This is a genomic window from Phytohabitans aurantiacus, from assembly GCF_027923225.1.
Classification (GTDB): Bacteria; Actinomycetota; Actinomycetes; order Mycobacteriales; family Micromonosporaceae; genus Phytohabitans; species Phytohabitans aurantiacus.
Genome location: NZ_BSDI01000085.1, coordinates 1 through 26,290, shown reverse-complemented (window position 1 = coordinate 26,290; position 26,290 = coordinate 1). Strand labels below are relative to the sequence as shown.

Here is a 26,290-nt window from a genome sequence, read left to right as displayed (position 1 = left end):
CCCCATGTTCCCGCCGCCCACCGACCCCTGGTCCGTGCCGGACCCGACGGCGCCCCTCCCGGCGAGCGCACCGCCCGTAGACGCGGGCGTGGTGGTCGCGCAGATCGGCGAGATCGGCGTCACCGCCACCACCGTCCACACTCCGGCGGGCGCGATCCCGCTGGCGGGTTCCACCTGGCAGGTATCGGACTTCTGGCACACCGAGCAGAAGACACCCACCTGGGCGATCGTGATGGCGGTCGCGGGCTTCTGCGTGCTGACCGTGTTCAGCCTGTTCTTCCTGCTGGTCAAGGAGACGATCTACCGGGGCACCGTGCAGGTGACCGTGACGAACGGCCAGCGGCAGTACGTGGCCCGGATACCAGTGACCGGCGAGCCCCAGGTGCAGTACGTGCACCAGCAGGTCAACTACGTGCGTTCGCTGGCCGCCCTATAGCCAGGGCAGCGACGACGGCGCCATCGAACGCGCGAAGTGCCAGCCCTGCGCGGTGTCGCAGCCCAGTTCCCGCAGCACGGCCGCCTGGCTGGCGGTCTCGACGCCTTCGGCGATCACGCTCATCTTCAGCTTGTGCGCGAGCCGGATCACCGCTTCGAGGATCTCCTGGTCGACCTGGTCGGGGCCGCCGGGCGCGCGCAGGCCCGACATGAACGAGCCGGCCAGCTTCAGCGCGTGTACCGGCAGGCTGCGCAGGTAGGCCAGGTTGGAGTACCCGGTGCCGAAGTCGTCGATCGCCAGCCGTACGCCCAGGTCGGCGAGCGCGTGCAGGGTGCGCAACGGCTGCCCGCTGCTGCCCATGACGGAGCTCTCGGTCAGCTCCAGTTGGAGCCCTTCGGCAGGCAGCCCGGTCTCGGCGAGGATGCTCTTCACGTCTTCGACGATGGTGGCGTCGCGGATCTGCCGGGCGGCGACGTTGACGCTGAGCAGCGGGCGCGGTGACTCGGGCCAGCGCTGCGCCTGCTCGCACGCCTCGCGCAGTACCCAGCGGCCGAGCGGCACGATCAGCCCGGTCTCCTCGGCCAGCTCGATGAAGCGCCCCGGCCCGATCACGCCGCGTTCGGGGTGCCGCCACCGCACGAGCGCCTCGGCACCCACCGACACGCCGTCGGCGAGGCGCACCAGCGGCTGGTACTCGACGAAGAACTGCCGGCGCGCGAGTGCGGCGGGCAGTTGCGCGGAGAGCCGGTAGCGGCTCACGTCGTTGGCGTGCCGGTCGGCGTCGAATACCGCCCAGCGGTCGCGCCCGTCGGCCTTGGCCCAGTACAGGGTGGTGTCGGCGGCCTTCATCAGCTCGGCGACGGTGGTGCCGCGTACCGGCCGGTCGACGACGCCGACGCTGGCCGAGACCTTGAGCGCGTGCCCGCTGACCCGTACCGGTATCCGGACGGCGGCCAGCGCCGCTTCGGCCACCCGTACGAGCTCGGCGGTGCCGGCGGTGCGCTCCACGAGTACCACGAACTCGTCGCCGCCCATCCGGGCCACCAGGTGCCCGCTGCGGTGCAGGCGGCTGGCGAGGCGTCCGGCGACGGTACGCAGGAGTTGGTCGCCGACGTCGTGGCCGAGCGTGTCGTTGACGGCCTTGAACCCGTCGAGGTCGAGGTAGCAGACGCCGACCCGCGCGGACGGGTCCGGGTCGGCGAGGGCGAGCGCGAGCCGTTCGAAGAAGAGCGTGCGGTTGGGCAGGTCGGTGAGCGGGTCGTGGAGCGCCTGGTGGCGGAGCTGGATCTGGAGCCGGTGGCGTTCGGTGATGTCTTCGACCATGCCGACCGCGTACTTGGGTGTGCCGTCCTTGTCGCGGATCAGCGAGACCACCAGGTCGGTCCAGATCTCGGCACCGTCGCTGCGCGTGAACGGCTTCTCGGTGCGGAAGTTGTCGCTGCGCCCCGCCCACAGGTCGTTGTACGCCTGCCACACGTCACCGTCGTCGCCGGGCGGCTGGAAGAAGCTCGCGGTGGTCCGTTCGAGGAACTCCTCCCGCGGATACCCGAACATGTCGCACAGCGCCCGGTTGACCTCCAGCAGGCGCCCGCTGAGCGTGCCGATGCCGATACCGATCGCCGCCTCGGTGAACACCGCCTGGAACCGCGCCTCGCTCGCCCAGCGCGCCTCCTCGGCTTCCGCCTGCGCGACCAGGGCCGCCGCGTAGATGCCCTCCTGCTCGGTCATCGTGCGGTTGCGCAGCGCCTGGGCGTACCCCTCGGCGAGGCTGCCCTGCAGGCGGGCGAATCGCTTCCCGGCGCCGGTCGCGTCCACGTACGGCTGGAGGTGCTCACCGAGGACGGCGAGCGTGCGGCTGAGCGAGGTGGGGTGCGTGAAATGGGCAGCCACCAGCGCCGTGCCGACCTCGAAGCCAATGTGGCCGTCCGGCTCGTCGGTGCCCAACGCCTCGATGACGCGGCTAGCCGGGCCGGTCAGGTGAGCGACCAGCTCGGCACGACTCATGGACACATAACTCGTCCATGCGATGGCCTGCGCCCAGAGTTCGGCCAGGCGTTCGGGTTCGGGTGTGGGTACCGGCACGGGCCGCATCCGATCCTGGCGCACCTCTCCCAAATCTGAATGATTCAGGATCAGCATATGCGTGATTTTGCCTCGCGTGGAATTTTCACGTTCCGTTGTGGATCGCCCGCACCGCGTCAATGGTGTCGGCCTCCGCGGCCGTCTTGTCGTCGCGGTAACGCAGGACGCGAGCGAAGCGCAGCGCTACCCCTCCCGGGTATCGCGGGCTCGCCTGCACCCCGTCGAACGCGATCTCGACGACCTGTTCGGGCCGCACCGTGACGACCCAGTCGCCCTTGTCGACGGCCAGCTCCAGGAACCTTTCAGTCTGCCAGCGCAACGTGGAGTCCGTGAGGCCTTTGAAGGTCTTGCCCAGCATGACGAACCCGCCGGTCTCCGGGTCGCGCGCGCCGAGATGCAGGTTGGACAGCCAGCCCTTGCGCCGCCCGTGCCCCCACTCGACCGCCAGCACCACCAGGTCGAGCGTGTGCCTGGGCTTGACCTTGACCCAGGCGGCGCCGCGCCGGCCCACGTCGTAGGCGGCCTCCGGCGACTTGACCACCACGCCCTCCTGGCCCGCGGCCAGGGCGGCCGCGAAGGCGTCGGCCGCCTCCGCCGGTGTCGTCACCGTGGTGCGGCCGACGAGCAACGGCGCCGGCACCGCGCCGGCAAGAGCGGCCCAGCGTTCCCGTCCCGGCGCGTCGAGCAGATCCGCGCCGTCGAGGTGCAGCATGTCGAAGAAGTACGGGTTGAGTACCGTGGCCGCGGCACCTTTGGTGGCCGCCCTGGAGGCGGTCTCCTGGAACGGCCTCGGGCGCCCGGCCGCGTCCATCGCCATGGCTTCGCCGTCGAGCACGATCTCGCGCACCGGAAGGGCCCGCACGGCGGCGACGACCTCCGGCATCCGCGCGGTGATGTCGTCGAGGCTGCGGCTGTACACGCCGACGTCGTCGCCCGACCGGTGCACCTGGATGCGGACGCCATCGAGCTTGACGTCGACCACGGCGGGCACCCCGGTGGCGGCGAGCGCGTCGTCGACCGAGGCGGCGCTCTGGGCCAGCATCGGCGCGAGCGGCCTGCCCACCCGCAGCGTGAACGCTTCGAGTGCCGGCTGGCCGCCCGTGAGCGCCGCGACGGCGACCTCTTTCAGGTCACCGGCGAGCAGCAGCGCCCGCCGCACCACCGTCACCGGTACCTCGCTCGCCTTCGCGATCGCGTCGACCAGCAGACCCGCCTGGGCGCCCTGCCTCAGCTCGCCACCGAAGAGGGCGATGAGAACGCGCTGCTCATCGGCCGTCGCGGCGCCGAACAGCGCGCTCACGAGGTCGCGCCGCCGCGCCTGCGATCCGGCCCCGCTGACCCGGGACATCTCCTCGATCGCGGCGTCGACCGCCGCCACGGTCAGCGTGGGCGTCTCGGCGGGTGGCGGCGCCTGGCGCAGCGTGGCCCAGCCGACGCCGGTCTGCCGTTGACGCAGTTCGCCCGCGAGGTACGCCGCGCCGGCGGCGGTCTCCTCCGGCGCCAGCGCCCGCAGCGCTCCGGCCAGCAACTCCACCTTCGCCTTGCGGCTGGAGGTGGCACTGACGGCCGCGGAGACAGCGGCGACCTCGCTAAACAGCATGGGCGCTCGCGAGCTCGTTGATGGCGTCCGAGTCGAGCACCCGCTTCGTGGCACGGCCGCGGGCGGCGTTCAGCATCGCGTGGCCCATCGCCTCGGTCGTGGTGAACTGCTTCGGGAAGAGCCGGCGGAACACCGGTGTGAGGGGCTTGAGCACCGCGTACAGCGTCCGGTACAGCCGGGTCCGCGAGGTGATGCCATGCAGCGGCTGGATGAACCCGGGACGGAACATGTACGCCCGGAACGGCAGGGCGAGCACGTCGTCTTCGGCCTGTTTCTTGACCCGCGACCACATCGAGTTTCCGCTGCCGGTGCCGGCTCCGGAGACGAACACGAACGTCAGGTCGGGACTGCCGGCGGCGAGCGGGCGCGCGGCGGCCAGCGTGTAGTCGTACGTGATCCGCTTGTAGTCCGCCTCGTTCATGCCGACGGAGGAGACGCCGAGGCAGAAGAAACACGCGTCGTATCCGGACAGCTCGTCCGCGATCGGCGTGAGGTCGCCGAGGTCGGCGTGCGCGATCTCGCGAAGCTTGGCGTGCGACTGCCCCGTGGGCGTGCGCCCCACCGTGAGGACCGCCTCGACGTCGGACGCGAGCAGGCACTCGCGCAGCACGCCTTGACCGATCATCCCCGTCGCGCCAAAGACGATGACCTTCACGCAGAGAACCGTACCGCTGTGGCCTGGGCTTTGGGGGTGGCAAACGCGAGCAAGGCGGCGCCCTCTCGCTCGAGGTCGGCGCGCTCGCGCCGCCCGAGACGTCCAAAGGGCTCGATGAGCAGCTCGGCCTCGCCGCGCTGCTCGGTGATCTTCCACGTCGCGCGCACGTACCCGTCGACGAGCACCGCCCGCGGCGCCAGCCGGCTGTCCATCATGGTCTGCCAGTCCGCGCGGGCGATGACCCGCGTGCGGTCGGCGTGCGACAGGATGAGGTTGTCGAACTCGGCCAGGAAGCGCACGGGCGCGGGTGTCTCCTCGTCCGGACGCGGCGCCTCCGGCAGGTCGAACAGCTCCCGGCCCTGGTCGTCGCGCAGGCGCAGCAGCGGCAGCCGCTCGAAGACCGCGCGCAGCCCGGTGAGGCCCGCCCACGCCTGCGCATCCTGTACCGTGGCCGGCCCGAACGCGCCGAGGTACCGCGTGACCAGCGACGCGGCGTCCGGAGCCGCGAGCGGCTTGCCCAGCCAGGCGTCGGTCGTGGTGAGCGTCGGCTGGCCGCTGCGACGCCAAAGGCCGCGCGGCGGCACCTGCACCATCGGCAGCGTGTTGCGCGCGACGAAGGCCAGCGCCGACGCTTCACGCTCGGGCCAATGCTTCTGGAGCAGCGTGCCGAGGTCCTTTGTGGAGCGTGGTTGCTCCTCGACCAGCTTCCGGGCGGCCGCCGTCACCGCCGCCAGGTCGAGACCATCGATCCTGGGCGTGTGCGTCGCGTTGGTACGCAGGTCGCGGTCGAAGATCACCTGCGTGAGCGGGCGGAGCGCCAGCGCGTCCGCGGCGGTCACGAGGTGCACCGTGTTGCGCATGACCGCGATGCGCACCGCCCGCCGGTCCAGCAGGAGCTGGCTCAGCTCCTCCGCGTCAAAGCCGTCCAGCCGGCTCCACAGCCCGATGTAGGGAGCCTGCGGCGCCTGCCCCTGCATGCCGACGAGGTGCGTGAGGGCGTCCTCGGCGGTGAGCGGGGCGCGTGCCAGCAGGTGCTGGCGCGCGAGCGTGGCGCGCCCGAGAGCGCGCCACGACAGCGGCACGGTCACGAGGTCGCTGCGTTGGCCACGTTGCGCAGCAGGAGCGTCTCGGCCAGGCACACCCGCGCGAACTCGCCCAGGTGGAGGCTCTCGTTCGGGCCGTGCGCCAGCGAATGCGGGTCTTCCACGCCGGTCACCAGGATCGCCGCGCCGGGGAACATCTCCTGGAACGTCGCGATGAACGGGATCGAACCGCCCACCCCGATGTCCACAGGGGACACCCCGTCCCACGCGGTGCGGAACGCGTCCCGAGCGGCGTCGAACATCGGCCCCGTCGCGTCGATCACGCACGGCTCGCCATCGTGCTCGAAGGTCACCTCGACCTGCGCGCCCCACGGCACGTGCTTCTCCAGGTGCGCCTTGACTGCGGCGTACGCGCTCTTCGGCTCGTCGCCGGGCGCCAGCCGGAGGCTCAGCTTGGCCTTGGCAGACGGCACCAGCGCGTTCGGCGCCTCGGAGGTGCGCGGCGCGTCGACACCCAGGATCGACAGCGCCGGCTTGGTCCAGAGCCGCTCGGTGAGCCGGCCGGTGCCGACGAACGAGACGCCGTCGAGGACGCTCGCCTCGGCGCGCAGCCGGTCCTCCGGGTAGTCGACCACGGCGCCGCCCGGGCTGACCAGCCCTTCGACCACCACGGTGCCGTCGTCGTCGTGCAGGGTCGCGAGCAGCTTCACCAGTACTGTCAACGCGTCCGGCACGAGGCCGCCGAACATCCCGCTGTGCACCGCGTGCTCGGCGGTGCGCACCTCGACGAAGCAGTTGACGATGCCGCGCAGCGATGTGGTGAGCGCCGGTACGCCGATGTCCCAGTTGCCCGAGTCGGCGATCACGATGACGTCGGCGGCAAGCTCGTCACGGTGCTCCTCGAGCAGCCGCTCCAGCGAGTCCGACCCGTACTCCTCCTCGCCCTCGATGAAGAGCACCACACCCACGGGCAGCGCGTCACCGAACGCCCGCAGGGCCGCCACGTGCGCCATGATCCCGGCCTTGTCGTCGGCCGCGCCGCGCCCGTAGAGCCGCCCGTCGCGTTCCACCGGCTCGAACGGGTCGCTCTCCCACAGGAAGAGGTCACCGACCGGCTGCACGTCGTGGTGGGCGTACAGCAGCACCGTGGGCGCGCCGGGTGGCGCCGGCCGGGAACCAATCACGGCCGGCTGGCCGCCGGAACGCACGATCCGCGTGTCGAGGCCACAACCGCGCAGCAACTCGGCGACCGCCTCGGCGGAACGGTCGACGTGCGTATGGTCGAACCCGTCGAACGCGATGCCCGGGATGCGGACCAAGCGCTCAAGATCGGCACGGACTCCGGGAAACTCGCGCGTGATCGCCGCGCGCAGCTCTGCCTCGCTCAAGGTCATGAACGAATCCTACGTCTGCGCGCCGGGGTCACTCCTCGTCAGCGGTGGTCGTGGTCGTGGTGCCGTTGGTCCTCGGCGGCTCCTGACGCTCGCCGCGCGCCGCCCGCCCGGCGGCCTCCCCCGCAGCGTTGAACCACGCCCGCGCCCGCCCGGCCTGACCGCCGACCCACTCGCCGACGTCGGTGGCGCCGTCGCCCAGCCGGCGCAGCAACCCGACCAGCGGATCCTGGGTACGCCCGAACGCCTCCCGGTAGGACTCGGCGGCCGACTTGATCTCCTCGGTCACCGAGGCGTTGCCATCGTCTTCGCGGCGCGGATATTCGCCGGCCAGGATGCGCCCGTAGTCACCCTCGTCGATCCAGTGCCGCAGATGCGCCGCCCGCGCCACCGGCACCGGGTGCGTGCTCCACGCGGTCATCCGGATCTTGTGCAGGCTGTCGCGGAGGTCGCCGCCACCGTCGTACTCGGCGGCCTGCTCCAGGAACGCCGCGGTGTCGACCTCGGACAGGTCACCGCCGCCGGCCATCTTCATCAGCAGCCGCAGTGAGGCCGCCGGATCCTGCCCAGCCAGCAACCCGGCCCGGTCGGCGGACAGCTCCGCCTTCCGCCACCACTCGTACATCGCCGCGATGATCGCCCGCAGCGCGATCGCGCCCACCGGCAACCAGGCCAGGTTGGCCGCCCAACCGGTCAAAATCTTCAGGATCGTCTTGTAGACAGCGTGGCCGCTGCGCACGTGCCCCAACTCGTGCCCGAGCAGCGCCCGCAACTCGTCGTCGTCGAGCTGCTGCACACTGCCCGTGTTGATGACAATGAAGGGCTTGTCGAGCCCGATGGCCTCACCGTTGATCGTCGGATCCTGCCGCACGTACAGCTCGGGCAGCTCGGGCACGTCGAGCGACTGGGCAGCCTCCGAGTACAGCCGGAACACCCGCGGGTACTGCCGATGATCGACCCGGATCGCGGACGCGAGGTACATCAAGCGGAACCCGCGCTCGTTCCACATGCCGAAGAACGCCTTGACAACATCGTCGAAGCCGCGCAGCTCGCGCAGCGCCGTCAACGCCCCCCGGTCCGCCGGGTGCTCCCACGCCCGCGAACTGATCCCCGTCAGCACCACTCGTCGCCGCGCCGGTGGCGTCGCCGATGTGCCGCCTTCATCGCTTACCGTCATTGGTCGCTCCCCGTGGCTCAGGCGGGCCCCCGCTGTTGATGCCGATGCTGCCCCAGTCCCCGCCGAACGTCCATGCCTAACGCCCCGGATATCCCCCTGACATCCACCCCCCACCCCTCCCTCCCCCCGCTCCCCTCCCGCGCTCCGCGCCCGCGCCGCGCTCCCCGCGCCCGCCGCGCTCCCTCCCGCGCCGCGCTCCCCGCGCTCGCGCGCCCGCTTCTCCCGTCGATCAAGGGCAAAAGCACGCGCTTCGATCTCAAAACCACGTGCGTTCGCCCTTGATCCATGCAGATCTCCTTGATCGACGCCCGCGCCGGGCCTCGGGAGCGGTGTCTGCCCGCGGCGCATGCGGTGCGCTGCACGCCCGCGGCGCGCCCCCAGCCCGCCGATCAAGGGCGAATGCACGTGGTTGGATCTCTTCTCCACGCGCGTCCGCCCCCAGGCCAGCCCGGCACGGCGTGTCGCCACGCCAGGTCCGCCGATCAAGGGCGAATGCACGCGGTTGGATCGCTTTTCCGCGTGCATTCGCCCTTGATCCATGCGAATGCCCTTGATCGCGGAGGCCGCGCACCGCGCAGGGCGCGGCGACACGCCGCCGCCCCCTCAACCCCCGACGGCCAGCTCCAGCCACGACGGCGCGCCGCCACGCCAGCCACACGCCGATCAAGGGCAAACGCACGCGCTTCGATCGCATTTCCGCGTGCATTCGCCCTTGATCCATGCAAATGGCCTTGATCGACACCGCCGAGCGAGGCGCTACGGCGCTACCTCACGGTCTTGCGTCGGCGGGCGCGCCGGGTGGCAGCGCCGGAAGGCCCGCCGGGGCGCCCTTCTCGACGAGCCGCCAGAGCGCCGCGGTGTCCAGGTGCTCTTCGACCATGTCGCCGAGCAGGTCCAGCGTGCGCTCCCGCGCCGCGGCGAAGCTGGTGCCGTCTGCCACGCGAAACCCGCGCCGCCCCGCCAGCCGCGCCACCTCGACGAGAAACCGCCGGCGAAACTCGTCGGACTCGAACGTCCCGTGCCAGTGCGTACCGAAGACGGCTCCCGCGGCTGCCCCTTCCACCCGCCCGTCGACGTAGTGGATCAGGGGCGCCAGCTCGGGATCCGCCCACGATACGTACCCGTGATGGATCTCGTACCCGCGCACCGGCACCGCGCCGAACGCCGTGCCCGCCGACTGGGCGAGCGTCTTGCGCTCCCCGAACGTCACCTCGACCGGCAGCAGGCCGAGCCCCGGCACGGTGCCGCGGCGGCTCTCCACGTCGTCGTGGATCGCCCGGCCGAGCATCTGGAACCCGCCGCAGATGCCCAGTACGGGCCGGCCCGCCCTGGCGTGTGCGGTCACCGCGTCCGCTAGGCCCGTTTCGCGCAGCCACGCGAGGTCGGACACGGTCGACTTCGAGCCGGGCAGCACCACGAGGTCCGCGTCAGCCAGCTCCGCGGGCTCGACGGTCAGCCGTACCCGAACTCCCGGCTCGGCGGCCAGCGCCTCGGCGTCGGTGGCGTTGGAGATTCGCGGCAGCCGCACCACCGCGACCCGCAGCCACTCGTCTCCACGCGGTGGCGCGGGCCGGCCGAGCACCCGCCCGTACGCGAGCGAGTCTTCCGCGTCCAGCCACAGGTCGACGTGCCAGGGCAGCACCCCGTACACCGGCCGCTCGGTCACCGAAGTGATCATGTCGAGGGCCGGCTGGAGGAGGCCGAGGTCGCCGCGGAACTTGTTCACGACGAAGCCGCTGACCAGCGCCTGATCCTCCGGCGACAGCAGCGCCACCGTGCCGAAGAACGCCGCGAACACTCCGCCCCGGTCGATGTCGCCAACGACGACCACCGGCAGCCCGGCATGCCGGGCGAGCCCCATGTTGACGAAGTCGCCCGCACGCAGGTTGATCTCCGCGGGACTGCCGGCGCCTTCGCAGACCACCACGTCGTACTCGGTCCGCAGGTCAGCGAACGTGTCGAACACCGCCTCGGCCAGACGCGGCCGCAGCGCGTGGAAGTTGGCCGCCGTCACCGTGTCGACGGCCTCGCCGAGCAGCACCACCTGACTCGACCGGTCGCTGCCCGGCTTGAGCAACACCGGATTGAACCGTACGTCTGGCGCCACCCCGCTCGCTGCCGCCTGCATGGCCTGCGCACGGCCGATCTCGCCGCCCCGGCCCTGCGCGTCGACCACGACCGCCGAGTTGTTGGACATGTTCTGTGCCTTGAAGGGCGCGACCTTCACCCCGTTGCGATGCAGCCAACGACAGATGCCCGCCGTGAGCACACTCTTGCCCGCGTCGGAGGTCGTGCCGGCGATCAGAAGTCCCCCGTTCACCGCCGCCGCCCCGCCTCCGCCGCCGTTGGGCGCTGCGCGCCCGTTGTGCTGATCGCGCGGCCAGTGCCGAGGACGGCGCACGTCGCGTGTGCGCTCATCGGCGGCCTCGCGCCGAGCGGCCCGCAAGACTGTGGCCCGCCTTGGCCCTGCGTGCCCACGCTGCCCCGGTGGCCAGGGCGGTGGCAGCGGCCAGGGCGGTCGCCGCTGCGCCCACGGCCCCGGACAGGCGGGACGCGCGCCGGATGTCGAGCGCCACCGGCCGCGGCCCGTCTCCGAGGAACGGCCGGGTCTCCGACCGTCCGAAGTAGACGTTTCGACCGCCGAGCCGCACGCCGAGCGCCCCCGCCATCGCGGACTCGCACTGCCCCGCGTTGGGACTCGGGTGGTCTGCACCGTCGCGGCGCCAGATCCGCCAGGCTCGGTCACGGTCACCGTCGACGAGCGGCGCCCCGGCGATCGTGAGCAGGGCGGTCAGTCGCGAGGGCGCCAGGTTGAGCGCGTCGTCCAGCCGCGCTGCCGCCGTGCCAAACCGCGCGTATCGCGCCGATCGGTGCCCGACCATCGCGTCGAGCGTGTTGGCCGCCCGGTATCCGACCAGCCCGGGCAGGCCGGCGACCGCGCCCCAGAACAGCGGCGCCACCACCGCGTCGGACGTGTTCTCCGCTACCGACTCCACCGTCGCGCGGGCGAGCTCCGGCTCGTCGAGCCGCGACGGGTCGCGCCCGCACAGGTGCCCGAGGCGCTCCCGTGCCGCGGGCAGATCGCCGCGTTCGAGGGCGCCCGCCATGACGCCGGCTTCCCGCCGCAGCGTGCGAGCGCCGAGAACCGCCCAGGTGCCGGCCGCCACGAGCGCAGCCCGTGCCACCGGCTGCCGCCTGGTCAGCGCCGTCGCCGCGACCGCTGCCGCGACGGGCAAGCCAACTGCGACGGCCGCGTACGCCGTGCCGGCAGCTCGATCTGGCCGGTACAGCCTGCGCTCCAGAGCGGTGGCCGCCTGGCCGAAGCCGGCGACGGGGTGAAACCGTCGCGGGTCACCGAGAATCGCGTCGAGCGCGAACCCGGCGAGCAGCCCGACCGCGTTCGCCGCGCTCATGCCGGCACCTCGCCGAGCACGTCGACGCTGCCGATGCTCCACACGTCGATCACCCCCGGCGGCAGCCTAGCTGGGCGGGGCGGGGTGGCCGGCGGTACGGGGGGATCCGGCCACCCCGCCGGTCCTAGGCCGGCACGGCCTCCCTGCCGCGACCGCGCCGACGCCGGCCGGAGTCGCTGGCCGGCTCGTCGATCCCGGCCATGGCCGCCTCTTTCATGGGCGGACGGCCAACGGACTCCTCGTCGTCATCCGAGTCGGTCGACGCGTCGTCGGGCTCGTCGTCGGACACCGGCGCGAGGTCGTCGTCTGCGTCCAGGCTGGGTCCGAAGCCCGCACCACGGATGGCGGCCAACGCGTCGTACCCGGGTGCGGGCGAGATGGGCGCGTGCTGGAAATCGGGCTCGTTGAGGTCGTCGAACGGATGGTCGCCAAAGTGACTCGGCGCGTCCTCCTCCGGTACCCCTTCAGTCGCCTCACCGCGGACCCGGCTCTCTGCTCCTGGGTCTTCGAGCGAGCTCGTGGCGAGCGTCGGCCGGTTGCGGGCGAAGCGGCCCCGTCCGCGTGTCAGGTCGTGCCCGACGGCGACGGCCTCCATCTCGTAGAGCGTGCGGTTGTTGCCCTCGCCGTCTATCCAGTCGCGCGTGTAGAGCCGGCCCACGACGATGACCGGATCACCGACCATGATGGACGCGGCGACGCCCTCGGCGAGCTTGCGCCAGCAGTTCACCCGCAGCCGCAGGCTGTTGCCGTCGACCCACTGCCCGCTCTCGCGATTGAGCCGCCGCGCGGTGGAGGCGACCTTGAAGTTGGCCACGAGCGAGTTCGTCTGGGTCGTACGCCGCCATTCGGGAGCTGTCATGACGTTGCCGACAATAGTGACGTAAGTATCGAACATCATCCCAGCGTGGCGGACATATCCGAGCCACACCACCGGCAATCGCCGCGCTGTGGACAGCCGGCCCTCCTGTGGAAAAAGACCTGATCAACCTCCCATCTGCTAGCGGTCGACTTGTTACCACGAAGTAGTACCGTCACGATGTGGAACCTGACCTGCTCGGGGCGCCTTACGAACGCCACACGATCGAGCTGACCGACGACGATGAAGGCATCGTGGTGGCCACCCTGGTGAGTCGCCGCGCGCCGGAGTCCAACGGTCGGGCGGTGCTCTACGTGCACGGCTTCGTCGACTACTTCTTCCAGACCCACCTCGCCGACTTCTACATCGATCGAGGCTGGGACTTCTACGCGCTCGACCTGCGCAAGCACGGCCGCAGCCTGCTGCCGCACCAGACCGCGAACTTCTGTCACAGCCTCACCGACTACTACCCCGAGCTCGACGAGGCGACCCGCATCATCCGCGAGGAGCACGGCCACCACACCATGCTGGTCAACGCCCACTCCACCGGCGGCCTGCTCACCTCGCTCTGGGCGCACGACCGCCGGGACGCCGGCGTGGTCGACGGGCTGATCCTCAACAGCCCCTTCTTCGACTTCAACGCCCCCTGGTTCGTGCGGCGCCCCGTGGCGGCGGCGGTGGCCCGGGTCGGCCGCGGCGCGCCGTACCGGATCATCCCCCTCGGCGTCTCCCCCGTGTACGGCCAGAGCCTGCACGCCGATCACCAGGGCGAATGGACCTACAACCTGACGTGGAAGCCCATCGGCGGCTTCCCCGTACGGGCCGGCTGGCTGCACGCCATCCGCCAGGCGCAGCAGCGGCTACGGACAGGGCTGGCGATCCCGGTACCGGTGCTGCTGGCCTGCTCTGACCGCAGCTTCCGCGGCACTCGCTGGCACGACGCGGCGGCCCTTGCCGACGCGGTCCTCGACGTCGAACACATGGTCCGCTGGGCGCCGCGTTTGGGGCGGCACATCACGGTTGTCCGGTTCGACGGCGGGAAGCACGACCTCACGCTGTCCGGCGCGGCGGTGCGGGCGCGGGTCTTCGACGAGATGGGGCGCTGGGTGTCGGCGTACATGGAGGCGCCGAGAGTCGCGCCAGCCACCCCGGCAGACCCGACCTAAACGGGCATCTCGGGCGACACTGCGAGGACGGTAAACCTGATGCTCGTCAGGTGTGCCAGTGAAAACCTAGTATGTGCTGGCCAGACCGGGCGCTCGTAGCTCAGCGGATAGAGCAGCTGCCTTCTAAGCAGTTGGTCGCAGGTTCGAATCCTGCCGGGCGCACATCCACATAACCGCAGGTCAGGACCGCTCGCGCCGCCGGTGAGCGTTCGCGGCCACGCTCCATGCCCGTCGCGTGCCCGATCCACCCGCGCACAAGGCCGCCGATCAAGGGCAATCGCATCGATCAAGGGCGAATACACGCGGAAAAGCGATCAAACCACGTGCATTCGCCCTTGATCGACGAAGAGGGCGCAGGCGGCGGCGCGGCACGGCACGGTCGCAAGGCTCGGGTCGGTTGCGGGCAGTCAGGAATCGAGCGGGATGGCGAGCCGGTCAAGGCGATCCGGGTCAGCCAGCACGTCGATGGCGACGATCCGGTCGTCCACCACGGTGAAGGCCATCACGAACTGCGGCCTGCCCTGGGGCGCCACCACCACCCCGGCCACGCCGTTGATCAACGCGCGGTGCACGAACGGCGACAGCGCACGCGACGTGAACGCCTGCCGGGACACCGCCTGCGCGCCGCGCAGCACCAGATTGAGGCGTGGTCGCCCGGCGCCCCCGTCGGAGCGCAGCACCACGTCGGGGTCGAGCACCGCGACGAGCGCGTCAAGGTCGCCGTCGCGCGAGGCGGCGAAGAACGCGTCGACGACCGCGCGCTGCCGCCGCACGTCGGGGTCGGGCGCCGGTGCCTGCCCCTGTACCCGGCGACGAGCGCGGCTGGCGAGTTGGCGTGTCGCGGCGGCTGACCGGTCGACCACTGGCGCGATCTCCTCGAACGGCAGCGCGAACATGTCGTGCAGCACAAACGCGACCCGCTCAGCGGGGTTCAGCGTCCCCAGTACGACCAGCAGCGCGAGGCCGACGGCGTCGGACAGTACCGCCTCGTGCTCGGGGTCCACTCCGGACTCGGGGCTGACGATCGGATCAGGCACCCGCACGTCGAGCGGCTCCTCCAGACGGGAGCGGCGTGAGCGGAGCATGTTCAGGCAGATCCGGGAGACCACCGTGGTCAGCCAGGCCCGCAGGTCCTCGACGTCGCTGGTGTCGGCCCGGCTGGCCCGCAGCCACGACTCCTGCACGGCGTCGTCGGCCTCGGCGAGCGAACCGAGCATCCGGTAGGCGACCGCCCGCAGGTGTGACCTATGCCGCTCGAAGTCCAAAGCCCCGTCACGTTCCTTCCGCGCCGTGTGTCCCCCCGTTGAAGAGAGGAGCGAATCATGACATCAACCATCCTGGTCACCGGCGGTACTGGCCTGCTCGGCGGGCACCTCGTCCCCCTGCTCGACGGCCACGACGTCCGCGTTCTCAGCCGCCGGGCGGGAAACGGCGCGCACGTGACCGGTGACCTGCTCACCGGCGAGGGCCTGGACGCGGCGGTCACCGGCATCGACACGATCGTGCATCTCGCGGGTGGCCAGAAGGGCGACGACGTCGCGACCCGCAACCTGGTCGAGGCGGCGACCCGCGCCGGCGTACGGCATGTGGTCTACATCTCGGTGATCGGGTCGGACCGGGTGCCGCTGGGCTGGATGCGGATGAAGCTGGCAGCCGAGCGGGCGATCGCCGAGTCGGGCCTGCCGTGGACGACGCTGCGCGCGGCTCAGTTCCACGACCTCGTCCACAAGACGGTCCGGACGATGGCCAAGCTGCCGGTGGTACCGGTGCCCGGCGGGCTGCGGTTTCAGCCGGTGGACGCCGGAGACGTCGCGGCCCGGCTGGTGGAGTTGGCGCTGGGCGAGCCGGCGGGACTGGTGCCCGACATGGCGGGCCCGACGGTGTACCCGATCGGCGACCTCATCAAGAGCTACCTCCACGCACACGGCAAGCGCCGCCCGCTGCTGCCTGTGCGGATGCCCGGCAAGATGGGCCGCGCGTACCGTGCCGGCGCCAACCTCACCCTCGAAGGCGCGACCCTGGGCAGGCGCACCTGGGAGGACTTCCTCAAGCGGGCATGAGCGCACGGAACTCGTCGACGGGCAACGAGCCGGGCGCCCGCCCCTCCTGCGCGAACTGGTTGGCCAGCCGCTGGGCCAGTTCGTTGGCGGGTACCGGCACCCCGTGCGCCCGCCCGAGCAGCACGATCTCGCCGTTGAGGTAGTCGGCCTCGATTGAGCCGGTGCCGCGGGCCAGGCTCTGCCACGACGAGCCGCCCCGCCGAGGCTCGCCCTCGACGGGGCGCATCACCAGGATGTCGCCACGCCGCTCGCGGTCTTCCTCTTCCGAGGCGTACGGGATGCCCGCCGCCGTCAACACCGACGAGCCCTCGGCGCGGACGACTCGCGTGATCTCGTCGATGCCGTCCACCCGGCCGCACACCGCCTCGACGGCGTTGCCGGTGTTCGCCAGCAGTTTGCGGTACTTCCAGCGCATGATGTCCCGCCGCGGCTCGGAGTGGAACCCGGCGGCCCGGAACGCGGCAGCCAGCTCGGCAGCCGTCCGATCCGAGCCGAGAAGAGAGTCCGATCCCAAAAGAGAGTCCGAGCCGAGAAAAGAGCCAGACGGATACCGGCCGACGTCGAGGATGCCGGGGGTCGGCGCGCAGTTCGCGACCACGACACCGGGCACCAGATGGGTGGCGGGCAGCATCACGCACACCCCGTACACGTTGCGGAACATGCGCAGCGCGGCATGCTCGTTGGCGACGCCGTTCTGGACACAGGCGATCGGCGTGCCGGGGTCCGCGTGCGCGGCGATCGCGCTCAGTACGCCGGCCGTGTCCATGCTCTTCACAGCGAGCAGCACCACATCGCCGGGCCGCCAGTCGACCTCGCCAGGCGTCGCGGCGACCGGCAGCCGGTACACCTCCGAAGTGGAAGGTGACCGCACGCGGAGGCCGTCGTTGCGGATGGCCTCCAGGTTCGCGCCCCTGGCTACCAGCGTCACGTCGAACCCGGCACCGGCCAGGCGGCCGGCGATCACGCCGCCGACCGCGCCGGCGCCGACTACCACGAACCGCACTACACGCCCGCCTTCGCTGCCCGGTCCAGGAGCAGGTCGCGCTCCCGGGAGTTCCTGGTCAGGGCGGCCGCCTTCTCGAACTCCGCCCGCGCCTCCTCGTGCCGGCCGAGCTTGGCGAGCAGGTCGCCGCGCACGCTCGGCAGGTGGTGATACCCGGCGAGTGCCGGCGCGTCGGCGATCTGGTCGACCAGCGCCAGGCCAGCCGCCGGCCCGTACGCCATCGCCATCGCGACGGCCCGGTTGAGCTCCACGATCGGCGAGGGCGTCACCTCGCCCAGCAGCCCGTAGAGGGCCGCGATCCGGCGCCAGTCGGTCTCCTCAGCGGTGCGCGCCCGCACGTGGCACGCCGCGATGGCGGCCTGAAGCGCGTACGGGCCCAGGGCCGCGCCGAGCGCCTCGGCCCGCGCGAGGGCGGTGAGGCCGCGGCGGATCAGCAGCTGGTCCCAGCGCGCCCGGCTCTGCTCCAGCAGCGGCACCGGCTGGCCGCCCGGACCGATCCGCGCCCGCGACCGGGACGCCTGGATCTCCATGAGCGCCACGAGCCCGTGCACCTCTGGCTCGCGCGGCACGAGCTCGGCGAGCACCCGACCGAGCCGCAGCGCGTCTTCGCACAGGGCGGGGCGCAGCCAGTCGTCGCCGGATGTGGCCGAGTACCCCTCGTTGAAGATCAGGTAGATGACCTCCAGCACCGAGGAGAGCCGGACCGCGCGGTCGGGCTCCGGCGGTACCTCAAAAGGGATCTTTTTGGCGGCCAGCGTGCGCTTGGCGCGCACGATGCGCTGCGCGACCGTCGGTTCCGGCACCAGGTAGGCGCGCGCGATCTCGTCGGTGGTCAGGCCGCCGAGCAGGCGCAGCGTCAGCGCCACCCGGGCCTCCGTCGACAGCACGGGGTGGCACGAGACGAACATCAGCCGCAGCAGGTCGTCGCCCAGGTCCTCGTCGACCTCGAACTCCGGCTCGGCCTGCTGCCGGACCTCCAGGTCCGCGGCCAGTTCCTCCTGCTTGCGTTCCAGGCGCTTGCTGCGCCGGATGTGGTCGATGGCCCGATGCTTCGCGGTCGCCGTCAGCCACGCGCCGGGATTATCGGGTACGCCGTCGCGAGGCCACTGCTCCAGCGCCGCGACCAGCGCGTCCTGGGCCAACTCCTCGGCGAGCCCCACGTCGTTGACGATCCGGGCGAGCCCCGCGATGATCCGCGCCGACTCGATACGCCAGACCGCGTCGATGGTCCGGTGCGTCTCGACCGCCGTCACCCTGGAGATCCTACGGCGGTCGCCGGAGCGGGGCTGGCGTTGGCGGTCGGGCCCGCCGGCGACTCGGACTCCGGCCCGTCTTCGCTTTCGCTGGGCTCCGCCGAAGCCGGCGCGCTCGTTGGCGCCTCGGTGGGGCTCACGGACGGCGACACCGATCTCGTGGGCGCCGTCGTGCGCCCGCCGGGACGCCGGGTCGGTGAGCCGGCGCCGTCGGTGACGACGGGCTGCGACGTGGGCACGTCGCCCGGCCCGGGATTCTCGCCACCGCCGCCGTCGTCGGGCAAGAGCGCGACCGCCGTGGCCACGGCCACACCGACCAGCAGCGCGCCGCCGACGGCCCACCATTTCCGGTACCGGTTGCCGGCGGCCGCCGCGGGGAAGGAGGCCGTCGTGGCGGGCGTCGCGGCCGCGCCGGGCAGGGCGACGGTGGCGGTGCCGCTCGCGCCCGCGAGGACAGCCGTGGTCACGGCTGGACTGCCACCGCCCGCCGCCCGCATCGCGTCGGCGAGGGCTTCGGCGTTCGGGTACCGGTCATCCGGCTCCCGCGCCATCGCCCGCGTCACCACGGCACGCACCGCCTCGGGTATGTCGTCCGGCAGCGGGTCGGGATCACCCTCGATCCGCTGAAGGGCCACCTGCAGCGCGTTCTCGCCCTCGTACGGCGGCCGTCCCGCCAGGCAGTGATACGCAACCGCCCCCAGTGCGTACACGTCGGTGGCCGGCGACAGCGGCCGCTTCGACACCTGCTCGGGCGCCATGTACAGCGCGGTGCCGATCACCTCGTGCGTCTTGGTGACGCTGCCCTCGGCCGCCGAGCGGGCGACCCCGAAGTCCACCAGCACCACGGTGCCGTTGGGCTGGATGAGCAGATTGCCCGGTTTTACGTCGCGATGTACGACGCCCTTGAGGTGCACGGCGTGCAACGCGGCCGCCGCCTGCGTGACGATAGACACGGTCTGGTCGACGCTGAGCCGCCCGGCCGACTCGATCCGCGCCGACAGCGGCTCCCCCTCGACGAACGCCATCACCAGGTACGTGGTGTCGCCCTCGCCGTAGTCGTACACGCTGACGACATTCGCGTGGTGCAGGCCGGCGAGCGTGCGCGCCTCGGACCGGAAGCGTTCGGTGAAGCCTGGTTCGGCTACCAGTCCGGGGCGCAGCACCTTGACCGCGACCGCCCGATCGAGCAGCACGTCGGTGGCGCGCCACACCTCGCCCATGCCGCCGGTGGCGACCCGCTCACCCAACCGGTAGCGCTCGCCCAACAGATCTCCGGAATCCACCACCCGTCACCCGTACCCTGATCGGGCACACCTACGCAACCGAAGTCGGCAGATCGCGCCTTCCCCGGATCGGCTCGGCGAGCAGGATGAGTGCCGCGAGCACCACGCACGCGAGCATCAGCCACATCGTCTGGCGTACCCCGATCGTGCTGGCCAGCCCGCCCGCGAGCAGGGCGCCGAGCGGGATCGTGCCGAAGTTGACGAGCTGCTTGCTGGCGGTCACCCGACCCAGCAGGTGCGGTGGCGGGTACGACTGGCGGAAACTGGCCTTGATGACGTTGCCAGCCACCACGCCCGCCACCAGCACGAACCCGCCAACCACCACGAACCCGAGGCGCGGCCCGGGGCCGCCGAGCGCGATGAGCAGGCCGAACGGCGCCGCGCCCAGCTCGCACATGATCATGCCGCGGGCGGTGCCGAAGCGGCGGCCGATCGGCGTGGCGAGGGCCGCACCCGCCACCCCACCGAGCCCCATGGCGGCGATGAGCCCGCCGACGGCGCCGGGACTGACACCGACGACGCGAGTGAGAAAGACCACCAACACCGCCTGGTACCCGATGAGCCCGATGTTGCTCGCCGCACCGAAGGCGGTCAGCACCCGCAGGTACGGGTCGGAGAAGACGAACCGCAGCCCCTCGCCCACCTCTCGCAGAGTGTTGGTTTCCGCGCTCCTCGTGACCTTCTCCCGCGTCTCGATCCTCAGTAGACAGATCGCCGAGATCAGGAAGCTCAACGCGTCGCCGAGCAGCCCTGTCACCGCGCCGAACAACTGCGCCACGAGCCCGCCGATGCCCGGCCCGACGACCTGCGCGGCCGACTCGCTGCCTTGCAGCTTCGCGTTGGCCGCCGGCAGCGCGGCGGTGGGCAGGAGCACCGGCGGGTACGTCTGGTAGGCGGTCTGGAAGAACACGCTGGCCGCGCCCGTGAGCAGTGCGGCGGCGAGCAGGTGTCCGATGTGGAGCACGCCGAGCCAGGCCGCGATCGGCACGCTGAGCACCACCGCCAAGGCGATCAGGTCAGCGACGATCATCACGGTGCGGCGCGGCAGCCGGTCGACCCACACGCCGGCGGGCAGGCCGAGGATCAGCCACGGCAACCAGGTAGCGGCCGGCAGCATCGCCACGAGGAACGCACTAGCGTCCAGTGTGGACACGGCAACGAGGGGCAGTGCCACGCTCGTGATGGTGCTGCCGAGCTTGCTGCTGGTCTGGCCGATCCACAGCAGACGGAAGTCCCGGCGCGCACCCTCGCCGACCGGCACGACGACGGCGGTGCTCACGGCTGCGCCGGTACGCCGTACGCGAACGCGAACACGGGTTCGCGCCGCTCGCCGTCATCGGGGAGGTCGCGGTCGGCCCAGCGGCTGAACACCTCGATGAGCTCCGCCTCGAGCCGCGCCAGCTCGGCCGGCGTGAGGTGCATCCATTTGCCGGTGGCGAAGGGGCTGTTTTCCCAGCGCGCCCGCTCCGCCTCGCTGGTCGCGAACCACTGGCGTACCAGGCTGGCGTGCCGGTCGAGGTTGAGCGACTGGGCGGCGCTGGCGACCGCGGCGGCCGCGGGGTCGCCGTCGAAGTCGGCGGTCGTCCAGCGCACGCCGGCCGATACCAGCCGCCACCAGCGCTCCCGGCGGTCTCGCGCCAGCTCCGGCGCCTCCTCGATCAGCTCGCACGCGCCGAGCACCTTCAGGTGGTGGCTGACGTTGGCGACCGCCTGGTCGGTCCGGTCGGCGAGTTGGCTGACGGTCGACGGCCCGTAGACCTTCAGCACGTCCATGAGGCGGCGCCGCAGCGGGTGGGACATGGCTGCCAGCACCCCGGAGTCGGTGATCTGGCGGATCTCCTTCGTCATGCACGAAATATACAAGAGCTCTTGCACAACTTCCATTGCACAACCCCTCTTGTCTGAGAGCGCTCTCTTGACATGCCGGAAACGAGCCGTCAATCTCTGTGAGAGCGCTCTCAGCTCGATTCTCTTTGACCCTGAATTGTCGAGAGGGGTTCCTTTTCATGGGCATCACATCGCGCGGCCGACGGTCCGCGGTCATAGCCGGACTCGCGGTGGCCGCGCTCGCGGCAGCCGCCGGTTGCGGCGGTGGCGACGACGAGGCCAGCGGCGACGGCACGATCACGTTGACGGTCGACGTCTTCGGGCAGTTCGGCTACGAGGAGCTCTACAAGGAGTACATGGCCAGCCATCCCAACATCAAGATCGTCGAGCGCGGCACGGGCGCCAACCTCGACGAGTACTCGCCGCGGCTGACCCAGTGGCTGGCTGCCGGCAAGGGCGCCGGTGACGTGGTCGCCATCGAGGAGGGCCTGCTCGTCGAGTACAAGGCCAACCCGGGCAACTTCGTCAACCTGCTCGACCACGGCGCCGCCGACCTCAAGTCCAACTTCATGGAATGGAAGTGGAACCAGGGGCTGACCGCCGACGGCAAGCAGCTCCTCGGCCTCGGCACCGACGTCGGCGGCATGGCGATGTGCTACCGCAAGGACCTCTTCGAGAAGGCCGGCCTGCCCACCGATCGGGACGCGGTCTCCAAGCTGTGGCCCACCTGGGCCGACTACGTGAAGGTCGGCGAGCAGTTCAAGGCCAAGAACACCGGCGCGGCGTTCCTCGACGCGGCCACCAACACGTTCAACACGATCGTGCTGCAGACCGCCGGTGACGCGGGCGGCTACACGTACTACGACACCAGCAACAAGCTCGTCGTCGACAGCAACCCGGCCGTCAGGCAGGCGTGGGACACCACAATGGACATCATCGACTCGGGCCTGTCCGGCAAGTACGGCGCCTGGTCCGACGAGTGGGTGGCCGCGTTCAAGCAGGCCAAGTTCGCCACCATCGCCTGCCCAGCCTGGATGACCGGTGTCATCGAGGGCAACGCCGGCGCCGACGCCTCCGGAAAGTGGGACATCGCCAGCGTGCCCGGCAACGGTGGCAACTGGGGCGGCTCGTTCCTCGCCGTGCCCAAGCAGGGCAAGCACCAGAACGAAGCCGCCGAGCTCGCCAAGTTCCTCACCAGCCCGAAGGGCCAGATCGGCGCGTTCAAGGCCAAGGGGCCGCTGCCGTCCTCGCCGCAGGCGCTCGACGACCCGGCGATCGCGGGTGCCACCAACGCGTACTTCAGCAACGCGCCGACCGGCCAGATCTTCGCCGCCGGCGCCAAGAGCCTCAAGCCCGTCTACATGGGACCGCGCAACCAGGCGGTCCGCACCGAGGTGGAGAACGCCGTCCGCACCGTCGAACTCGGGCAGCGCGATCCCGCCCAGGGTTGGAGCGACGCGGTGGCCAACGCCAAGAAGGCCGCGGACAAGTAAGTGGCTCTCCACCTGGAAACCCGAGTACAGCCCGGGGCGGCGGCATCCCGCCCCGGGCCCCCACCCCGGTTCCGGCTGACGCGGCTGGACATGAAGGCGTCGCCGTACCTGTACATCGCGCCGTTCTTCGTCCTCTTCGGAGTCTTCGGGGCGTACCCGCTCGCGTACACGCTGTGGGTCTCGCTGCACGACTGGGATCTGCTCGCGGAGGACCACCCGTTCGTCGGGCTGGACAACTACACGAAGCTCATGGGCGATGCCGACTTCTGGCACTCGGTGGTCAACACGCTCGGCATCTTCGTCATCTCGACGGTGCCGCAGCTGCTGCTCGCGCTCTGGATCGCCAACCTGCTCAACCGGCAGCTGCGGGCCCGGACGTTCTTCCGGATGGGCATTCTCATCCCGAACATCACGTCCACCGCCGCCGTGGCCATCGTCTTCGGCCAGCTGTTCAGCCGCGAGTTCGGCCTCATCAACTGGACGCTGGACCTGGTCGGTATCGACGCCATCGACTGGCGCGCCAACCGGCTCGCATCCTGGGTCGCCGTGTCCACAATGGTCGACTGGCGATGGACCGGCTACAACGCGCTCATCTTCCTGGCCGCGATGCAGGCGATCCCGCGCGACCTTTACGAGTCGGCCGCGATCGACGGGGCGAACGCCTTCCGGCAGTTCTGGTCGATCACCGTGCCGATGCTCCGCCCGACGATCATCTTCTGCGTCATCGTGTCGACGATCGGCGGCCTACAGCTCTTCACAGAACCGCTGCTGTTCAACTCGGGCACCAACCCCATCCGCGGCGGGCCCAGCCGGGAGTCACAGACCATGACCATGTACATGTTCGAGAACGCCTTCGCGCCCAACTTCAACTTCGGGTACGGCTCAGCCGTCGCCTGGATGCTCTTCGCCCTCATCGCGATCGTGGCGATCGTCAACGTGGTGCTCATCCGGCGCCTCTCCCGTGGCGGGCGGTGACCATGCGGCTCTGGAGCGGCACCCGCCTGACGTATGCGGCGCTCGTCCTCGCGGTCCTGATGTCCGCCTTCCCCATCTACTGGATGTTCGTCGTGGCCACGCGTTCCAGCGACGCCATGGGCGAGGTGCCGCCGCCGGTGACCCCGGGCGGCAACCTCCCCGGCAACGTTGACCGGCTACTCAGCAACGCCGACGCGCACTTCCTGACCGGCATGCTCAACTCCGCCATCGTCGCCGGCTGCGTCACCGTGTCCGTGGTCTTCTTTTCGTCGCTGGCGGGTTTCGCGTTCGCCAAACTGCGGTTCCGCGGTGCGAACGCGCTGCTCCTGGTGATCATCGCGACCATGATGGTGCCCACCCAGCTCGGCGTCATTCCGCTCTACATGCTGATGACAAAGCTCGACTGGAACGACGAACTGCAAGCCGTCATCGTGCCCGCGCTCGTCACCGGGTTCGGTGTGTTCATGATGCGCCAGTACGCCAGCCAGGCCGTGTCGAGCGAGCTGATCGAAGCGGCCAGAGTGGACGGTTGCACCACGTTCCGCATCTTCTGGAGCGTGGTCGCCCCGGCACTCCGGCCCGCCGCCGCGGTGCTCGGCCTGCTCACGTTCATGACCACGTGGAATGACTTCCTCTGGCCGTACGCGGTGCTCAACGATCCCGAGAACCCGACGGTCCAGCTCTCCCTGCGCGCCCTGTCCAACGGCTACTACCAGGACATGTCGCAGGTATTCACCGGCACGGCGATCGCCACGCTTCCGTTGCTGCTGGTCTTCATCATCTTCGGTCGCCAGATCATCGGCGGAATCATGGAAGGCGCGGTCAAGGCGTGAGGTTTCCCGACGGCTTTGTGTGGGGCGCGGCCACGGCCGCATATCAGATCGAGGGCGCGGCGCGCGACGGCGGTCGCGGTCCGTCCATTTGGGACACCTTTTCGCGTACGCCGGGGAGGGTCGCCGCGGGACACACTGGTGACGTGGCGTGCGACCACTATCACCGGTACCCGGAAGACGTGGCGCTCATGGCGTCGCTCGGGCTGCGGGCATACCGGTTTTCGGTATCGTGGCCGCGCGTCCAGCCCGACGGCAGCGGACCCGTCAACCCGCGCGGGCTCGACTTCTACGACCGGCTCGTCGACGCGCTGCTGGCCGCCGGCATCGACCCGCTCGTCACGCTCTATCACTGGGACCTGCCACAGTCGCTTGAGGACAATGGCGGCTGGCCCGCGCGCGACACCGCCTACCGCTTCGCCGACTACGCGACCGCGGTGTACCGCCGGCTCGGCGACCGGGTGCGCGGCTGGACCACGCTTAACGAGCCGTGGTGCGCGGCGTACCTTGGGTACGGTTCGGGAGTCCACGCTCCGGGTCGCCAGGACGCGGCGGCCGCCTTCCGCTCAGTACACCATCTGCTGCTGGCGCACGGCCTGGCTGCGACCGCGCTGCGAGCCGGCGGCGCCGGCAGCGTCGCGATCACGCTGAACCCGGCGGCCGTCCTACCCGCCGACCCCGCCAGCGAAGCCGACGCGCACGCCGTGAGCGTGGTCGACGGTCTGCACAACCGCGTCTTTCTGGACCCGCTACTGGCCGGCGGCTACCCGCCCGATGTGCTGTCACACATCGCGCGTTTCACCGACCTGTCCCACGTGCAGGAGGGCGACGAAAAGACCATCGGCGCGCCGATCGACATGCTCGGCGTCAACTACTACTCCCCGACCTATGTGGCGGGGCGGCCGGGCGCTGCGGGCGGCGGTGGCGCGTACCCGGGCACCGAAGACATCCACTTCCTGCCGCCAAGCGGACCCGTCACCGGGATGGGCTGGCAGATCGAGCCGTCCGCGCTGACGACCCTCTTGTTGCGGCTGCACACCGACTACCCGGGCACCCCGCTGATGATCACGGAGAACGGGGCGGCCTTCGACGACGCCGGCCCCGACCACGACCGTATCTCCTATTTGGACGGTCATTTGCGGGCAGTGTGGGCGGCGATCGCGGGTGGCGCGGATGTGCGCGGGTATCTGGTGTGGTCGCTGCTCGACAACTTCGAATGGCACGACGGATACGCCAAACGCTTCGGAGTCATCCACGTCGACTACGAAACCCAGCGCCGCACCCCAAAACAAAGCGCAATGTGGTACCGCGGAGTCATCACAGCAAACACCCTCCCCACCTAGCCGCGCCACCGGTATCCCCCGCCGCGCTGCGCCGCACCGGAGCGCCCGCCGCGCCCCGCCGCACCGCGCCCGCGTGTCGCCACGCCGTCTCCGCCGATCAAGGGCGAACGCACGCGGTTGGATCTCCGATCCACGCGCAGGCGCCGCCCGGCCAGCACGGCACGGCGTGTCGCCACACCGCCCCCGCCGATCAAGGGCAAACGCACGCGATTGGATCTCCGATCCACGCGCAGGCGCCGCCCGGCCAGCACGGCACGGCGTGTCGCCACGCCGCCAGCGCCGATCAAGGGCGAATGCACGTGGTTGGATCGGCGGTCTCCACCGGTCAGTGCAACAGAGGGCTGATCTTGGGAGGCTGCTGGTATGGCACGTGCGGGAGTGATCACCGCTGATCTGCGGCGGGT

At 70.9% G+C, this 26,290-nt stretch carries 22 protein-coding genes and 1 tRNA gene; 8 read left to right on the top strand and 15 right to left on the bottom strand.

Annotated elements, in window-relative coordinates:
* Positions 1-4 precede the first annotated feature (4 nt).
* On the top strand, positions 5-436 hold the full coding sequence (locus QMG73_RS43510) for a hypothetical protein (RefSeq protein ID WP_281905693.1): 432 nt from the start codon (positions 5-7) through the stop codon (positions 434-436).
* Here the strand turns inward: QMG73_RS43510 and QMG73_RS43505 are convergent.
* The 9 genes from QMG73_RS43505 to QMG73_RS43465 form a co-directional block, all read right to left on the bottom strand.
* Complete coding sequence (locus tag QMG73_RS43505; RefSeq protein ID WP_407676946.1) at positions 431-2,527, bottom strand: putative bifunctional diguanylate cyclase/phosphodiesterase; 2,097 nt, start codon at positions 2,525-2,527, stop codon at positions 431-433. The genes QMG73_RS43510 and QMG73_RS43505 overlap by 6 nt on opposite strands.
* A gap of 76 nt (positions 2,528-2,603) precedes the next feature.
* Positions 2,604-4,118, bottom strand: coding sequence for an ATP-dependent DNA ligase (locus QMG73_RS43500; protein WP_281905691.1), 1,515 nt, complete (start codon positions 4,116-4,118; stop codon positions 2,604-2,606).
* A complete protein-coding gene (locus tag QMG73_RS43495) occupies positions 4,108-4,773 on the bottom strand; it encodes an NAD-dependent epimerase/dehydratase family protein (protein ID WP_281905690.1) in 666 nt (221 codons plus the stop codon). Before QMG73_RS43495 ends, QMG73_RS43500 begins: the two co-directional genes overlap by 11 nt.
* Positions 4,770-5,861 (bottom strand): winged helix DNA-binding domain-containing protein, encoded by a 1,092-nt coding sequence (locus tag QMG73_RS43490; protein ID WP_281905689.1) that lies wholly within the window; start codon positions 5,859-5,861, stop codon positions 4,770-4,772. Before QMG73_RS43490 ends, QMG73_RS43495 begins: the two co-directional genes overlap by 4 nt.
* Positions 5,858-7,204 (bottom strand): dipeptidase, encoded by a 1,347-nt coding sequence (locus QMG73_RS43485; RefSeq protein ID WP_407676945.1) that lies wholly within the window; start codon positions 7,202-7,204, stop codon positions 5,858-5,860. Before QMG73_RS43485 ends, QMG73_RS43490 begins: the two co-directional genes overlap by 4 nt.
* 34 nt (positions 7,205-7,238) lie before the next feature.
* Positions 7,239-8,384, bottom strand: a complete 1,146-nt coding sequence (locus QMG73_RS43480; protein ID WP_281905687.1) for a M48 family metallopeptidase — start codon at positions 8,382-8,384, stop codon at positions 7,239-7,241.
* Positions 8,385-9,153: 769 nt separating this feature from the next.
* The gene (locus QMG73_RS43475) at positions 9,154-10,704 is read right to left on the bottom strand and encodes a cobyric acid synthase (RefSeq protein ID WP_281905686.1); all 1,551 of its coding nucleotides are present in this window, start codon (positions 10,702-10,704) and stop codon (positions 9,154-9,156) included.
* A 94-nt stretch (positions 10,705-10,798) separates the two neighbouring features.
* Positions 10,799-11,797: a cobalamin biosynthesis protein gene (locus QMG73_RS43470; RefSeq protein WP_281905685.1), complete on the bottom strand. Its 999-nt coding sequence runs from the start codon at positions 11,795-11,797 to the stop codon at positions 10,799-10,801.
* A 124-nt stretch (positions 11,798-11,921) separates the two neighbouring features.
* A complete protein-coding gene (locus QMG73_RS43465) occupies positions 11,922-12,692 on the bottom strand; it encodes a single-stranded DNA-binding protein (RefSeq protein ID WP_281905683.1) in 771 nt (256 codons plus the stop codon).
* A 143-nt stretch (positions 12,693-12,835) separates the two neighbouring features.
* On the opposite strand from QMG73_RS43465, the gene QMG73_RS43460 reads away from it, so the two are divergent.
* Both QMG73_RS43460 and QMG73_RS43455 read left to right on the top strand, forming a co-directional pair.
* On the top strand, positions 12,836-13,819 hold the full coding sequence (locus QMG73_RS43460) for an alpha/beta hydrolase (protein ID WP_281905680.1): 984 nt from the start codon (positions 12,836-12,838) through the stop codon (positions 13,817-13,819).
* A gap of 89 nt (positions 13,820-13,908) precedes the next feature.
* Positions 13,909-13,981 (top strand) — tRNA-Arg (locus QMG73_RS43455).
* 245 nt (positions 13,982-14,226) lie between these two features.
* Here the strand turns inward: QMG73_RS43455 and sigJ are convergent.
* Complete coding sequence (gene sigJ, locus QMG73_RS43450) at positions 14,227-15,084, bottom strand: RNA polymerase sigma factor SigJ (protein WP_281905679.1); 858 nt, start codon at positions 15,082-15,084, stop codon at positions 14,227-14,229.
* Positions 15,085-15,141: 57 nt separating this feature from the next.
* Between sigJ and QMG73_RS43445 the strand changes: the two genes are divergently transcribed.
* On the top strand, positions 15,142-15,879 hold the full coding sequence (locus QMG73_RS43445; RefSeq protein WP_281905677.1) for an SDR family oxidoreductase: 738 nt from the start codon (positions 15,142-15,144) through the stop codon (positions 15,877-15,879).
* On the opposite strand, the gene QMG73_RS43440 is transcribed toward QMG73_RS43445, so the two are convergent.
* The 5 genes from QMG73_RS43440 to QMG73_RS43420 are packed head-to-tail and all read right to left on the bottom strand — an operon-like array spanning position 15,866 to position 21,266.
* The gene (locus tag QMG73_RS43440) at positions 15,866-16,882 is read right to left on the bottom strand and encodes a ketopantoate reductase family protein (protein ID WP_281905674.1); all 1,017 of its coding nucleotides are present in this window, start codon (positions 16,880-16,882) and stop codon (positions 15,866-15,868) included. The genes QMG73_RS43445 and QMG73_RS43440 overlap by 14 nt on opposite strands.
* Positions 16,882-18,135 carry an RNA polymerase sigma factor gene (locus QMG73_RS43435; RefSeq protein ID WP_281905672.1) on the bottom strand — a complete coding sequence of 418 codons (1,254 nt, stop codon included), beginning with the start codon at positions 18,133-18,135 and terminating at the stop codon, positions 16,882-16,884. The genes QMG73_RS43440 and QMG73_RS43435 overlap by 1 nt, the downstream gene beginning before the upstream one ends.
* Entirely contained in the window at positions 18,132-19,418 is a 1,287-nt protein-coding gene (locus tag QMG73_RS43430; protein WP_281905670.1) for a serine/threonine-protein kinase, read from the bottom strand. Before QMG73_RS43430 ends, QMG73_RS43435 begins: the two co-directional genes overlap by 4 nt.
* Before the next feature lie 31 nt (positions 19,419-19,449).
* A complete protein-coding gene (locus QMG73_RS43425; RefSeq protein ID WP_281905667.1) occupies positions 19,450-20,697 on the bottom strand; it encodes an MFS transporter in 1,248 nt (415 codons plus the stop codon).
* On the bottom strand, positions 20,694-21,266 hold the full coding sequence (locus QMG73_RS43420; protein WP_281905665.1) for an ArsR/SmtB family transcription factor: 573 nt from the start codon (positions 21,264-21,266) through the stop codon (positions 20,694-20,696). Before QMG73_RS43420 ends, QMG73_RS43425 begins: the two co-directional genes overlap by 4 nt.
* A gap of 158 nt (positions 21,267-21,424) precedes the next feature.
* Between QMG73_RS43420 and QMG73_RS43415 the strand changes: the two genes are divergently transcribed.
* From QMG73_RS43415 to QMG73_RS43400, 4 genes are all read left to right on the top strand, one after another.
* Entirely contained in the window at positions 21,425-22,738 is a 1,314-nt protein-coding gene (locus QMG73_RS43415; RefSeq protein WP_281905662.1) for an ABC transporter substrate-binding protein, read from the top strand.
* 90 nt (positions 22,739-22,828) lie between these two features.
* Positions 22,829-23,713, top strand: a complete 885-nt coding sequence (locus QMG73_RS43410; RefSeq protein ID WP_281905717.1) for a carbohydrate ABC transporter permease — start codon at positions 22,829-22,831, stop codon at positions 23,711-23,713.
* Between the two features lie 2 nt (positions 23,714-23,715).
* Positions 23,716-24,546 (top strand): carbohydrate ABC transporter permease, encoded by an 831-nt coding sequence (locus tag QMG73_RS43405; protein ID WP_281905716.1) that lies wholly within the window; start codon positions 23,716-23,718, stop codon positions 24,544-24,546.
* Positions 24,543-25,886 carry a GH1 family beta-glucosidase gene (locus tag QMG73_RS43400; RefSeq protein ID WP_281905659.1) on the top strand — a complete coding sequence of 448 codons (1,344 nt, stop codon included), beginning with the start codon at positions 24,543-24,545 and terminating at the stop codon, positions 25,884-25,886. The genes QMG73_RS43405 and QMG73_RS43400 overlap by 4 nt, the downstream gene beginning before the upstream one ends.
* Positions 25,887-26,290 lie beyond the last annotated feature (404 nt).